At 72.0% G+C, this 12,785-nt stretch carries 12 protein-coding genes; 6 read left to right on the forward strand and 6 right to left on the reverse strand.

The features are described from left to right. Positions 1 to 10: 10 nt before the first annotated feature. Positions 11 to 805: a M48 family metalloprotease gene (locus IPJ78_16515; GenBank protein MBK7908150.1), complete on the reverse strand. Its 795-nt coding sequence runs from the start codon at positions 803 to 805 to the stop codon at positions 11 to 13. Between IPJ78_16515 and IPJ78_16520 the strand changes: the two genes are divergently transcribed. The 4 genes from IPJ78_16520 to IPJ78_16535 are packed head-to-tail and all read left to right on the forward strand — an operon-like array spanning position 804 to position 5,496. After that, positions 804 to 1,568, forward strand: coding sequence for an RNA methyltransferase (locus IPJ78_16520; GenBank protein MBK7908151.1), 765 nt, complete (start codon positions 804 to 806; stop codon positions 1,566 to 1,568). The two genes, IPJ78_16515 and IPJ78_16520, sit on opposite strands and share 2 nt — an antisense overlap. Beyond that, positions 1,565 to 2,386: a prepilin peptidase gene (locus IPJ78_16525; GenBank protein ID MBK7908152.1), complete on the forward strand. Its 822-nt coding sequence runs from the start codon at positions 1,565 to 1,567 to the stop codon at positions 2,384 to 2,386. Before IPJ78_16520 ends, IPJ78_16525 begins: the two co-directional genes overlap by 4 nt. A gap of 30 nt (positions 2,387 to 2,416) precedes the next feature. After that, positions 2,417 to 3,682: a hypothetical protein gene (locus IPJ78_16530; GenBank protein MBK7908153.1), complete on the forward strand. Its 1,266-nt coding sequence runs from the start codon at positions 2,417 to 2,419 to the stop codon at positions 3,680 to 3,682. After that, positions 3,682 to 5,496, forward strand: a complete 1,815-nt coding sequence (locus tag IPJ78_16535) for a stage II sporulation protein M (protein MBK7908154.1) — start codon at positions 3,682 to 3,684, stop codon at positions 5,494 to 5,496. Before IPJ78_16530 ends, IPJ78_16535 begins: the two co-directional genes overlap by 1 nt. Here IPJ78_16535 and IPJ78_16540 read toward each other — a convergent pair. The 5 genes from IPJ78_16540 to IPJ78_16560 are packed head-to-tail and all read right to left on the reverse strand — an operon-like array spanning position 5,456 to position 10,372. Further along, the gene (locus IPJ78_16540; protein MBK7908155.1) at positions 5,456 to 6,778 is read right to left on the reverse strand and encodes a DUF58 domain-containing protein; all 1,323 of its coding nucleotides are present in this window, start codon (positions 6,776 to 6,778) and stop codon (positions 5,456 to 5,458) included. The two genes, IPJ78_16535 and IPJ78_16540, sit on opposite strands and share 41 nt — an antisense overlap. Next, on the reverse strand, positions 6,778 to 7,740 hold the full coding sequence (locus IPJ78_16545) for a MoxR family ATPase (protein MBK7908156.1): 963 nt from the start codon (positions 7,738 to 7,740) through the stop codon (positions 6,778 to 6,780). Before IPJ78_16545 ends, IPJ78_16540 begins: the two co-directional genes overlap by 1 nt. Before the next feature lies 1 nt (position 7,741). Beyond that, positions 7,742 to 9,013: a DUF4350 domain-containing protein gene (locus tag IPJ78_16550; protein MBK7908157.1), complete on the reverse strand. Its 1,272-nt coding sequence runs from the start codon at positions 9,011 to 9,013 to the stop codon at positions 7,742 to 7,744. Next, on the reverse strand, positions 9,010 to 9,636 hold the full coding sequence (locus IPJ78_16555) for a DUF4129 domain-containing protein (protein ID MBK7908158.1): 627 nt from the start codon (positions 9,634 to 9,636) through the stop codon (positions 9,010 to 9,012). Before IPJ78_16555 ends, IPJ78_16550 begins: the two co-directional genes overlap by 4 nt. A 7-nt stretch (positions 9,637 to 9,643) precedes the next feature. After that, positions 9,644 to 10,372, reverse strand: coding sequence for a hypothetical protein (locus IPJ78_16560; protein ID MBK7908159.1), 729 nt, complete (start codon positions 10,370 to 10,372; stop codon positions 9,644 to 9,646). Positions 10,373 to 10,521: 149 nt separating this feature from the next. Here IPJ78_16560 and IPJ78_16565 point away from each other — a divergent pair, with 149 nt between their 5' ends. Together IPJ78_16565 and IPJ78_16570 are read left to right on the forward strand one after the other, a co-directional pair. Further along, positions 10,522 to 11,811: a trypsin-like peptidase domain-containing protein gene (locus IPJ78_16565; protein ID MBK7908160.1), complete on the forward strand. Its 1,290-nt coding sequence runs from the start codon at positions 10,522 to 10,524 to the stop codon at positions 11,809 to 11,811. Continuing rightward, positions 11,802 to 12,782 carry an FHA domain-containing protein gene (locus tag IPJ78_16570; GenBank protein ID MBK7908161.1) on the forward strand — a complete coding sequence of 327 codons (981 nt, stop codon included), beginning with the start codon at positions 11,802 to 11,804 and terminating at the stop codon, positions 12,780 to 12,782. The genes IPJ78_16565 and IPJ78_16570 overlap by 10 nt, the downstream gene beginning before the upstream one ends. Positions 12,783 to 12,785 lie beyond the last annotated feature (3 nt).

The following is a 12,785-nucleotide window of genomic DNA, read 5'->3' on the forward strand; positions in this document are numbered from 1 at the left end:
GCGGGGCGCGTCAGCGCGACGGCGGCGAGGGCGGCAGGGCCTGCAGGCGCCGCTTGAACGCCTGGAAGTTCGGCGTGTCCTTGGTCAGGCCACGCAGTTGTCCGGTGGGGATCTTCGCGATGCGGGCGCGGGCGGCGGAGATGCGGGACTCCTCGAGCGGGTGCGACCGGAACCAGCTGTCGAGCGCGTCGGGCTTGGTCTCGCGCTCGGCGAGCAGGATCTGGAACATCTCGGGGATCCCGGCGGGATCGATGCCGGCGGAGACGACGTACTTCACGCCCTCGCCATCGGCCTCGTCCTCGTCGGAGCGCGAGAAGCTCGCGAAGGCGGCGCCGGCGCCGATCTGGATGGCGGCCGAACTCGCCTGGTTGTTGCAGATGCTGGTGAGGACGCAGACCGCGGTGAGGCCGACGTTGGCGCCCTGCGCCTTCTGCATCTGCTGGATGCTGTGGCGCATGGTGACGTGGCCGATCTCGTGGCCGAGGACGCCCGCGACCTGGGCCATGTTCGTCGCACGCTCGATGAGGCCGCGATTGACGTAGATGAAGCCGCCCGGGACGGCGAAGGCGTTCACGTCCTTGCTGTCGACGATGAAGAAGCGCCAGTCGAGGTTGCGGCTGTCGGCGATGCGGGCGATCGAATCGCCGAGTACGTTGATGTAGCGATTGAGCTCCGCGTCCTGCACGAGCGGGAGCTCCTTGCTGATCTGCTGGGCGTAGCCGGCCCCCATCTCCACTTCCTGCTGGGTGGAGACGGCACAGCCGCTGACGAGGGCCGAGAGGGCGAGAGTCTTCAGGAGTCGCATGCGAATATTGACCCTAGCGCGGGACCTGACACGCCGCAAGGCGCGCGAGAAGAGCGGGCTCTTCGTCGCGGAGGGGATCCGCACCGTTGAGGAGCTTTTGGCGTCGCGCCTGCGCATCAGTGGCGCGATCACCTGCGACCTCCTCGACCGCACGGCGCGCGGGGCGGCGCTCGCCGCGCAGCTGCACGCGCGCGACGTGGACGTGATCCGGGTGAGTGAACGCGAGTTCCTCACGGCGAGCGACACCGAGCATCCGCAGGGCGTGCTCGCGGTCGCGGAGCAGCCGGTCGAGACGCTCGATGAACTGGAGCTCCCGGCGGTGGCGCGCCTCCTCGTGCTCGACGGCATCCAGGATCCCGGCAACGTGGGCACGATGCTGCGCACCGCCGCGGCGCTCGGCGTGACGGCGACGCTCGTGCTGCCCGGGACGGTGGATCCGTGGAACGCGAAGGTGGTGCGGAGCGCGGTGGGGATCCAGTTCCGCCACCGGACGATCTCCTGCACGGAGGAGGCGCTGGTGGCGTTCCTCGGCCGTACGGCGGTGCCGATGTGGGGGGCGGCGCTGGAGGGACGGCCGGTGGAGGAGTTGAAGCCGCCGGCGCGGCTCGCGCTGGTGGTCGGGAACGAGGGGGCCGGGCTCAAGGCCTCGGTGCGTGACGCCTGCGAGGGGCTGGTCGCCCTTCCGATGGCCCCGGGCGTGGAGTCGCTCAACGTCGCGGTGGCCGCCGGCATCGCCCTCTACGCCCTGAGACCGCGTTCGTGACCCTTCCGTTCCTCCTGCCCGTCCTCTGGATCGGCGCCTCGATCGGCTCCTTCCTGAACGTATGTATCTCGCGCTGGCCCGCCGAGCTCTCGGTGGTCGCGCCGCGCTCGCGCTGCCCGCGCTGCGAGCGCCCCATCGCCTGGTACGACAACATCCCGCTGCTGAGCTGGCTAATCCTGCGCGGGAAGTGCCGCGGCTGCGCCCTGCCGATCAGCGTCCAGTACCCGCTCATCGAGGCGACGGTCGCGGCGATCTGGGTGTGGGCGGTGGTGGCGTACGGGCCCACGCTCACCGCGCTGCGGATCGCCATCGCCGCGACGATCCTCCTCGGCATCGCGATCACCGACCTGCTGCACTACGTGATCCCCGACGGCTTCACGGTCACCGGCTTCGTGCTCGGACTGGTGTTCCCAGTCGTCGCGATGTTCGGGTTCGAGCAGGGGCCGTTCGCCGGCCCGTGGGATGCGTTCGTCGGCGCGTGCACGGGAGCCGGCCTGATCGCCATCGTCGGCTGGCTGGGCGAGGTCGCGCTCCGCAAGGAGGCGATGGGGCAGGGGGACGTGACGCTCATGGCGTTCGTGGGCGCGCTGGTCGGGCCGGGGCGCGCGCTGCTCACGGTGTTCGTCGCGGCGGCCCTCGCGAGTGTCGCCTTCCTCGTCGTCGTCGCGCCCGTCGCGTATGTTCGGGCGAAGCGGAAGCAGGTGGAGTTCGAACTCCCGCTCGTGCCGTTCGGCGTCTTCCTCGCGCCGGCCGGCATGCTCACGCTGCTCTGGGGTAACACCCTCATCGATTGGTACATCGCCACGCTCCTCGGCTGAGCGCGGTCCTCCCTCCTCCCGCCGCACCCGATGCCCTTCGTCCGTCGCCTCGCGCTCCCGCTCGTCGTCCTCGCCCTCGCCGCCTGCGCCAAGGAGCCGCCGGGCTACGAAGGGCCCTTCCGGCGCCAGGTGCGCAAGGCGATCCCCGAGATCGAGGAGTCGACGGGGCTCGCGTTCAAGACGCTGCCGGTGCTGCAGGAGCGCACGCGGGACGAGGTGCGGGCCTTCGTCGAGAAGAGCTTCACCGACCAGGTCACGCCGATCGAGCTCGCCGGCGTGCAGCAGGCGTACCAGCTCTTCGGGCTTCTCCCCGACACGCTCGACCTCCGCGCCTTCTTCATCGACCTCCTCACCGAGCAGGTCGCGGGCTACTACGACCCGGCCACGAAGGTCCTCTATGTGGTGAAGGACGCGCCGGCCGACATGCGCGACATCACCATCGCGCACGAGCTCGTGCACGCGCTGCAGGACCAGCACACGCGGATCGATTCGGTGCAGTCGCTCAAGGGCGACAACGACCGCATGGTCGCGATGCAGGCGGTGATCGAGGGGCAGGCCACCTACGAGCAGATCATCAGCATGACCGGCGGCAGCGACATGGACATGCGCATCCCGGGCGGCTGGGACCGCGTGCGTGACGCCATCCGCTCGGCCCCTTCCTCGATGCCGAAGTTCGCCGCCTCGCCGCTGTACATCCAGGAGACGATGCTCTTCCCGTACCTGAGCGGCGCGGAGTTCATCCGGCAGTTCAAGCGCCGCCGGTCGGGCGAGGCGCCCTTCTCGCCGTTCGCCTCATCCACCGAGCAGGTGCTGCATCCGGAGAAGTACCTCGACTCGATCCCCGACGTCCCGACGCGCGTCACGCTCGCCGCCCCGGGCGGGGCCTCCCTCGTGCACGAGGACAACCTCGGCGAGTTCGAGACGCGACTCTTCGTCTACCAGCACCTCAAGGACGAGGGGACGGCCGTCGCCGCGTCGATGGGGTGGGACGGGGACCGCTTCCAGGTGGTGAACACCGCCGCCGGCGCGGCCCTCGGCTGGGTGACGGTCTGGGACTCGCCCGTTGATGCCGCCGAGTTCCGTGACGTGATGCAGCGGCTGCTCGAGCGGCGCTACAAGCTGGCGGCGGGGAGCGGTGGCAGTGCCGAGGTGCGTCAGTGGACGACGGCGCGTCGCCGCCTGCTGCTCGAGGCGGGGACCATCGCGGGGCGACCCGTCGTGATCCTCGAGGACAAGCCGCTCGGCGCGGCGGCCCGCATCCTGACGCTCGACCGCGTGACGTTGCAGGAGCCCTGATGCTCGGCGATCGCGTCGAGGTCGAGACCCCCGAACTCGTCGTCGTCTCGTACGACCTCGCTGGCGTGGGGTCGCGGATCAACGCCGCGCTCATCGACGTGCTCCTCTGCGTCCTCGTGATCATCGGCGTCGTGATGCTCTGGGTGATGGCGATGCCGCCGGCCGCGCGACTCGGGTCGTCCCCGGACCGCCTCGGCGGCTGGGCCATCGCGGTGCTCATCTTCGCGCAGTTCGCGGTGATGTGGGGCTACTCGGTGCTCTTCGAGGCGCTCTCCGACGGCCGGACGATCGGCAAGCGGATCATGCGCCTGCGCGTGGTCCGCGACGGGGGGCTCTCCGTGACCTTCGGGGCGTCGGCGGTGCGCAATCTCATGCGCATCATCGACATGCAGCCGGGCTTCACCTACGCGGTCGGGATCATCACGATGATCCTCAACAAGCAGGGAAAGCGCCTCGGCGACATCGCGGGCGGGACGCTCGTGGTGCGCGAGGAACTGTTGCCGCCGCTCGCCGCGGCCACGCCGGCACCGGCCGCGGCCGCCGGTGGCGCGCCGCGCGCGGTCGTGCTGCAGGCGGAGCTCAGCGAGCCGGAGTTCGCGCTGCTCGCGCGTTTCGTCGAGCGCCGGGGCGACCTCGACCCCGCGCGACGCGCCCAGTTCGTCGCCCAGCTCAGCGAGCGCTTCGCGACGCACCTGCGCCCCTGGGCGGGGCAGAGCCCCGCCGCGCAGCTCGTGAAGCTGCATGCGTCGGAGGCCGAGGCGCGGCGACAGGGGGCGGCGGTGCGCCGCGACACGGGGGCCGCGCGCGAGCGGCACGCCATCGTCGCCGCGAACGCCGAACGCTGGGCCGCCTTCGCCGGCCGGCTCGCCGTCGCGCAGAAGGGCGGGTTGCGTTCCCTCGGTGAGCAAGGCGTGCGCGAGTTCGTGCAGGAGTATCGCGAACTCACCGCCGACCTCGCGCGCCTTCGCACGGCGAGCCGCGGCGAGGAGGGGCGCGAGGTGTTCTACGTGAACCGCCTCGTGTCGGGCGCGCACAACCTGCTCTACCGGCGCCGCACGATCTCGCCCGCCGAGGTGGTGCGCTTCCTGTTCTTCACGGTGCCGCAGGAGATCCGGCGGTCGTCGCGCCCGATCCTCCTCGCCGCGGCGCTGCTCTTCGTCCCGCTCGGCGTGACCGCGGTCGCGGTGAGTCGCGACGCGGAGGCGGCGACGGCCTTCCTGCCGCCGGCGATGTTCGATCGCGCCGAGGACGGCGTGCGCGCGGCGCGCGAGGGCGAGGGCTACGTCGACGTCCCCGAGATCTACCGGCCGACGATGGCCTCGTCGATCATCGCCAACAACCTGCAGGTCGCGTTCCTCGCCTTCGCCAGCGGCATCACCGCCGGCGTGATGACGGTCTGGGTGCTGGTCTCCAACGGCCTGAGCATCGGCGCGGTGCTCGGGCTGTACGCCTCGAAGGGGATCGGCTCGCTCATCCTCGCCTTCATCGCGCCCCATGGCGTGCTCGAGCTCTTCGCGATCTGCCTCGCCGGGGCGGCGGGTCTGCTGATCGGGGCGGCGATCTTCGTGCCCGGGGACCGGACGCGGCGGCGCGCGCTCGTGGAGAACGGTCGCCGTGCGGCCTCGCTCGTCGCGGGTGCGACCTTCCTGCTCCTCTTCGCGGGACTCATCGAGGGCTTCATCTCGCCCATCCCCTGGTGGCCGCTCGAGCTCAAGCTGACCGTCTCGGCGGTGACCGCCCTCGCGCTCTACGCCTATCTGCGGCAGGGCGCGGTCAGAGCGCGCCCCGCGCCTTCAGTTCCAGATAGCGATTGATCACGCTCGCGGTCATGGTGCTCGGCGAGACGTCGAGCACGATCGCGCCCGCGCGCCGCATCCGCTCCAGCGCCTCCTCGCGCGACTCGACGAGCTCCGCCGCCGCCGCGTTGGCGTAGAGCTGCGACGCGCTGGTGACCGCCGCCGGCGCCGCCATCGCGAGCAGCGGGTCGTTGCGCAGCGCGACGACGAGGGCGAGATGGCGCTGGGAGCTCCGGGCGACGTGGGCGAGCAGCGCGCGCGAGGCGCGCACGCCGAGCACGTCGGTGAAGAGCACGACGAGCGCGCGCTTCCGCTGGTGTGACGCGAGGTGGCGGAACGCCGACGCGTAGTCGGGCTCGCGCGAGGAGGCGGTCACTGGCACCACCGCGTCGCGGACGGCATGCAGCGCGCCGCGACTGCGTTGGGCCGGCACGAAGGCGCGGATCTGGTCATCGAACACCAGCGTCCCCACGCGGTCGCCGGCCGATGCGGCGATGTCGGTGAGGATCATCGCCGAGGAGAGCGCATGCTCGAACCGCGGGAACTCGCCCGCGAGCTGGGTCATCCCGCGCCCGCAGTCGATGAGCGTGATGACCGTCTGCGAGCGCTCGATGGTGAACTCGCGGGTGATCAGCTTCGCGCGCTTGGCGCTCGTCTTCCAGTCGATGTGGCGCGGGTCGTCGCCGACGGCGTACTCGCGGAGCCCGGCGAATCCCTGTCCCTCGCCGCGCCGTCGCAGGTTGCGCACCCCGGCCGAGTCGAGGCGGTTCTGCATGGCGAGGAGGCGGAACCGGCGCACGCCGCTCATCGAGGGCACCACGCGGATGCGGTCGGTGGGCGCCACGCGCACGCGGGCACCGAGCAGCCCGAAGCCGGTGGTGATGCGGGCGCCGATGGCGCCCAGCGGTTCCTCGGCGCGCCGCATCCCGCGCAGCGGCACCGGCGCGGCGAGGGTCTGCCGCGGTCCCACGATGTGCGTGGCGATGCCCACGCCGCCCTCGACGCAGTCCGGCATGCGGTCCTGCAAGAGCACGCGGAGCGTGGCGCCCCGCGGGTTCTGCAAGCGATAGGTGACGGTCACCGTGTCGCCGAGGCCCACCGACACCGGCGCCTCACGCGTGATGACGAAGCTCCGCCGCCCCGGCAGCCGGGTGAACTCGATTCCCGCCGCGACCAGGATCGCCACCCACGCGGCGGCGCCGAGCGCCGGACCCACCGGCGCCGGCAGCAGCCAGAGCACCGCGCCCGCCGCGACGGCGAGCGCGAGCCGACGCTCGGGGACGATGGGGAACAGCCGCATCACTTGGGAGCGTCGATCCGTTCGAGGATGCCGGCGAGCACGTCGTCGGCATTGCGCCCTTCGACCTCGAGCTCGGGCGCGACGACGACGCGGTGCCGCAGCACCGCGGGCGCGCGCTCCTTCACGTCGTCGGGGAGCACGAAGCCGCGGCCGGCGAGCACCGCGGCAGCGCGCGCCGCCCGCATGAGCGCCACCGTCGCGCGGGGCGAGGCGCCCAGCGAGAGCGCCGCTTCCTCGCGTGTCGCGCGCGCGATGTTCGCGATGTACTCGCGGATCTCCGGCGCGACCCGCACGCCGTCCACCAGCGTGCGCAGCGCGATGGCCTCGTCGCGCGTGAGCACCGGCGCGACGAGCGTGGCGCCCGACCGCTCGGGATCGAACCCCGCCTCGTGCGCCTCGAGCATCGCGAGCTCCGCCTCGCGCGCGGGGTAGCGCACCACCGTCTTGAGGAGGAAGCGGTCGAGCTGCGCCTCGGGGAGCGGATAGGTCCCCTCGTGCTCCACCGGGTTCTGCGTCGCGTACACGGTGAAGAGCGCGTCGAGCGGCCGCGTGTGCCCGTCGGTCGTCACCTGCCGCTCGGCCATCGCCTCGAGGAGCGCCGACTGGGTCTTCGCCGGCGCGCGGTTGATCTCGTCGCCGAGGAGGAGGTCGGTGAAGATCGGTCCGGGCTGGAACTCGAAGCCGCGCGCCGGGTCGCGCATCACCGAGATGCCGGTGAGGTCGCTCGGCATGAGGTCCGGGGTGAACTGCACGCGCGTGAAGCGCACGCCGAGCGCCCCGGCCAGTGCGCGCACCAGCAACGTCTTCGCCGTGCCCGGGACGCCCTCGATGAGGAGGTGGCCGCGCGCGAGGAAGACCACGAGGGCATCGTCGATCGCGCCCTCCTGGCCGACGATGCGCGTGGCGATGGCGGTGCGGAGCTGGGCGAGGCGCTCGGCGCCCTGTTCGATGGTGAACGACATGTCAGCGGTCGGTGAGGGTGGCTTCGATGCGATGCAGGGCGGGGCCCAGCGTCGCGAAGGTGCGGGAAGGGAGCGCGTCGGCCAGCGCGCGCCGCGCGAGCGCGACGTCGTCGGCCAGCGCCGGGTGGCGCTCGGCGATGTGCGCGAGCCATGCGTCGTCGGACCGCGTGCGGCGGTCGCGCCCGAGCCCGCGCGCGGTGCGTCGCCGGGTGCCGCGCACGAGGCGCGCGGCCGCGGTCCGCGTCGCGCCCACCTGCGCGTAGGCGCGGGCCAGCGCATCGACCTGTTCCAGCGGCGAGCGCCGTTCGACACGCGTCTCGTGCCGGGGCGGGACGGTGCGCGGCGCGAGCGCGAGGAGCAGGATGATGCCGGCGAGCGCCAGCTGGGCGAGCAGGCGGCCGGTCGGCAGGTCGCGGAGGAAGAGTGCCGCCGCGCTCACCGTGCCGGGGTGCGCACCATGCGCCTGATGGTACTCGTCGAACACCAGGCGTCGGCGCGGCACGTCCCCCCCGTCGCGCAGGAACTCGAGGGCGCGCACGAAGGCGATGTCGAGGCCGGGCGCGCAGTCGCGCATCGCGTCGTTGCGCAGCACGTCCGGATCGACCGACACGACGAGCCGTCCCGCGCCGTACCCGAACCCGACCACGACGTCGCGCAGCCTCGTGCGATCCTTCGACTCGGCCGAGGTGATCGTCACGAAGACGCGCGGCTCCGGCGGGGGCGGGGCGGTCCAGCGGAGCGACCGCATCTGCGGCGGCGCCCCGAACCAGAGCGAGTTGAGCCGCTCCTGCGGGGCGGGCTCCTTGCAGCTCCGGCTCTTCGCCTCGACCGGCACCATCGCGCCCGCGGTGGCCGCCGCGAGGTGCAGCGAGTCCATGAGGGCGCCGGTCGAGGCGCCGGTGACGACGTAGGCGCCGCCTCCCGCGCGCACATGCTCGAGGAGCGCATGCACCTCGCCCACGCGCAACGGGATCGCGGGATCGAGCACCGCGAGGATCGTCCCGCGGTCGCTCATGATGCCGGTGCGCAGGCGCCGCTCCACGTCCCAGCCCAGCCGGTCGGCGAGCTCGTAGGCGAGGGAGGCTCCGAGCGGGGCGGTGGAGAGCGAGGAGAGGCGCGGGTCGCCGCCACGCGGTGATTGCTTGACCGGCGAGAAGAGCGCCGCGACGAACGCGAGCGCGCCCACCGCGGGGAGCACGATCGCGGGGCGTGTCCACCAGGGCGTCGGAGTCACGGGCCGCCGTGGCGGCGATGCGGGGGACGGCGCGGTCACGCGGCCCGCTCCCGCGCGAGCAAGGGCCGCGCAGCCTCGATGAGGCGCGCGTACTCCTCCGCCGAGCAGTGCTGCAGGTCGTACACGACGCGATCGTAGCGGGCGCGGAACGCCTGGAAGGCGCGTTCGCTCGGCGCGCCGCGTCGTCGGAGCTCCCGGGCGTAGTCGCCGGTGGTCTTCGCGGGATGGAGCGTCACCTCGCCGCGCCGCGCGCTCGCCGCGAGCGAGGCGATGCAGAGGTAGTGCGCGGCCTCGAGGTACGAGCCGGCCGCCGCGTGACGCTCGGCCTCGGTCCACGGGTCGAGCGCTCGGCCGGGCCGCTGGTCGCGATGCTCCCCTGCCCAGTGCTCGCGGCGCGCGCGCGCATCGAGCACGATGCGCGCGATGAGGAGCACGACGAGCGTGACGGCGAGCACGACGATGAGGAAGTTCGTCGTGCGGATGGGCGGCAGGAGCCGGAAGAGCGCGCTGAAGAAGCGGCTGATCGCCTCGGCGATGTACTCCCAGACCGATTGTGTCGCGGCGCGGTCGTAGCCGCCGCCCTGCGTGATCGCCACGACGGTGTCGCGCACCGTCGTGGCAGGCCAGGTGACGAGCGTGTCCTGGGGGAGGCCGACCGTCACCGGCGGACTATCGCGCCGGGGGCGCCGACGCGTCGCCGAGCGCGCGCGCGAGGTGCTCCATGTCGAATCCTTCCTTCCGGATCCTCGCGTCGTAGTAGAGCATCATGGAGAGGAGGCCGACGATCGGGTACGCGATCACGGTGAACACCGTCTGCACGAAGAGCATCACGACCTCGCTGTTGCCGAAGACGCCGATCGCGCCGATCGCCATGGCGAGCAGGAAGTAGATGCCATAGCCGAGCACGAGGGTGCGCAGGATGTGCCAGCGGAGGCCATCCGAGAGCTGCGCCGAGCGTTCCATCGCCTGTCCCGCCGTCTTCCCCTCGAGCACCACCGCGGCCTCGGGCGCGAAGTACTTCGCGAACGCGATGAACACGGGGAAGAAGAGCAGGAGCGCGTAGAAGAAGAAGTAGATGCCCTTCATGATCCCCGCCGCGATCAGCGAGCCGAGGCGCGGCATGACGTGGCGCACCGCGGCGGCGACATCCGCTTCGCCGCCGAGATAGACGTCCGACCCCACCTTCGTGACGACGCCGGTCATCAGCCCGTAGGTGACGAGCGAGATGAGCCCGCCGAGGAACGCCCCCATCGCGTTCCCCATGCTCGGCTCCATCGAGGGGCGGAGGAAGAGGAGCTGGACGACGAGTCCCGGCACCACCGCCATCGCGGTGACCATGATGTACGCGCTCGCGTTGCGGCGATACAACGAGAAGGTCGCGTCGACGAGCTCGGACACGCTGCGGGCGCGGGGGGTCTGTTCCAACATGGATGCGGGGCCTCGATCGTGGGGGGAACGAACGGATCCGGATCGCGAAAGTATGGGAGCGGTGCGCGGCCTCTGCCAGCCCGTGGCGCCCGGCGACGCCCTCCGCCAGCTTTCCCCCCATGCGATCCCTCCTCTGGCGCGCCCTGTTCGCCGTCGTCGCGTGCCCGGCCCTCGCGCAGCCCGTCGGCGCGCAGGACGAGCCGCGCGAGGCGACCTCGACCGTCTTCGCCCGCTACAGCGACCGGATCCTCAAGATCCAGATCATCGAGACGTCGTCCAGCGCCAAGCGGACGATCGGCACCGGCTTCTTCGTGAGCGCCGACGGCCTGATGGTCACCAACTATCACGTGATCTCCGATCGCGTGCAGGAACCGGACGACCATCGCGTGGAGATCGTCGAGGCCGACGGCTCCGTGCGCGCCGTTGAGGTCGTCGCGGTGGACGTGGTGCACGACCTCGCCGTGCTCCGCACCGGCCGCGCCTCGCCCAGCCACTTCACGCTGGGGAGCGTGCCGCTGCGGCAGGGGGACCGGCTCTACTCATTGGGACATCCCAACGACCTCGGGCTCAGCATCGTCGAGGGGACGTACAACGGGAACCTCAAGCACACGCTCTATCCGAAGATCCACTTCACCGGGTCGATCAACCCCGGGATGAGCGGCGGTCCGACGATCACGAACGACGGGCGTGTGGTGGGCGTCAACGTCTCGACGATGGGGGAGCAGCGCTCCTTCCTCGTCCCCGAGGCGCAGGCGACGGCGTTGCTCGCGCGGGTGCAAGCCCCGGGCTTCACGCCGGCCGCCGACCTCATGACCGAGATCGCGGCACAGCTCCGCGACTACCAGCAGGCCTATCTCGGGACCCTCTTCGACGCCTCCCCACCGATGGTGGACGTCGGTCCCTTCCGCGTCGCGACCGAACCGGCACCGATCTTCCGGTGCTGGGGTGGCAGCGAGCGCTCCGACGAGCGCGACGCGGAGCCGATGTACACCGAGGTCTGGCACCGCTGCGGGACCGACGACGAGGTCTTCCTCGCCGGCGACCACAGCGCGGGGATGATCGAGCTCGTGCATGTCGCGCTGACGAGCAACCGGTTGAACGCCGCGCAGTTCGGGGCGCTCTACTCGCAGCGATTCGCCCTCGACGACACCCCGGGCGGCGACGAGAAGCACGTGACCAAGTGGGTCTGCCGCACCCGCAACGTCGCGGCGGCGCGGACGCCGGTGCGCGCCGTGCTCTGCCTCCGCGGACTCAAGAAGCTCCCCGGGCTCTACGATGCGACGCTCAAGGTCGCGGTGCTCGGCCGGTCGAACGCAGGGCTCTCGTCCACGCTGACCCTCTCCGGGGCGAGCTGGGAGAACATCGACCGGATCGCCGGCCGCTACCTGGAGTACGTCGGATGGCGCTGATCCTCGAGGTCCTCGTCGCCGGGCGCCACGGGGCGCGCCAGGCGGAGGTGCGCGAGCGGCATCGCCTCGACGGCGCGCCCGTCGCGATCGGCCGGGGGCTCGACAACCAGGTCGTGCTGGACGATCCGCACGTCGACGCGCGGCACGCGCGCCTCGAGCCCGATGCCGTGGGTGGGTGGACGCTGGTCGACCTCGGCAGCGTGAACCGCATCGGCCTGCCGCGCGACGGGCGCACCGACCGCGTGGAGGTGCGCGCCGGCACGGTGGTGGTCCTCGGACGCACCACGTTGCGGTTCCGCGACGAGTTCGCGCCGCTCGCGGCCGCGGTCCCGCTCTCGCCGTCGCCCGCGGCCGGAGTGGACTGGGCCGAGTCGGCGCGCGGGCGCGCCGTGGTGATCGTCGCAGCGCTCGTCATCGGCGTGCTGCGGCTCTGGCTCGCGACGACCACGCGCGGGGCCGCCTCGCAGGTCTTCTCGGAACTCCTCGTCGCGATGGTGCTCGTCGCGATGTGGGCCGGCACCTGGTCGATCGCGGCGCGCGTGGTGCTCGGGCGGTTCCACTTCCTCTCGCACGTGGCGATCGCCGCGGCGGCGGTCGTCGCCTCCCTCGTGATCAGCGACGCCGCGGGGTGGGTGCGCTTCCTCTTCCCGGCGCTCCCCGCGACGTCGGGCGCCGAAGGGTTCGCGCTCATGGTCCTGCTTGGCGCGCTGGTCGCGTCGCATCTCTCGGCCGCCTCGCACCTCTCCCGCGCGGCACGCTGGCGCTCGGGGGCGGTGACCGTGGGCGTCATCCTCGCGCTCGTCGGCGTCGCCGCGGCGCTGGAGGACGAGGCCTACACGCCGGAGGCCCACTTCGCCGGCGAGCTGAAGATGATCATGCCCGCGCTCGTGCCGCAGCAGGACATGGCGGCGTTCGCCGAGACGCGCGCGGAGCTCAAGACCGAGGTCGACGAGTTGCTCGCCGAGCAGTGATGT

Source organism: Gemmatimonadota bacterium (genome assembly GCA_016714015.1).
In the GTDB taxonomy this organism is placed as follows: Bacteria; Gemmatimonadota; Gemmatimonadetes; order Gemmatimonadales; family Gemmatimonadaceae; genus Pseudogemmatithrix.

Bases quoted from the DNA above. Each gene is read 5' to 3' on its own strand.
- IPJ78_16530 (MBK7908153.1), top strand. From the start codon at position 2,417: ATGCCCTTCGTCCGTCGCCTCGCGCTCCCGCTCGTCGTCCTCGCCCTC.
- IPJ78_16520 (MBK7908151.1), top strand. From the start codon at position 804: ATGCGAATATTGACCCTAGCGCGGGACCTGACACGCCGCAAGGCGCGC.
- IPJ78_16565 (MBK7908160.1), top strand. From the start codon at position 10,522: ATGCGATCCCTCCTCTGGCGCGCCCTGTTCGCCGTCGTCGCGTGCCCG.
- IPJ78_16515 (MBK7908150.1), bottom strand. From the start codon at position 805: ATGCGACTCCTGAAGACTCTCGCCCTCTCGGCCCTCGTCAGCGGCTGT.
- IPJ78_16535 (MBK7908154.1), top strand. From the start codon at position 3,682: ATGCTCGGCGATCGCGTCGAGGTCGAGACCCCCGAACTCGTCGTCGTC.
- IPJ78_16570 (MBK7908161.1), top strand. From the start codon at position 11,802: ATGGCGCTGATCCTCGAGGTCCTCGTCGCCGGGCGCCACGGGGCGCGC.
- IPJ78_16540 (MBK7908155.1), bottom strand. From the start codon at position 6,778: ATGCGGCTGTTCCCCATCGTCCCCGAGCGTCGGCTCGCGCTCGCCGTC.
- IPJ78_16545 (MBK7908156.1), bottom strand. From the start codon at position 7,740: ATGTCGTTCACCATCGAACAGGGCGCCGAGCGCCTCGCCCAGCTCCGC.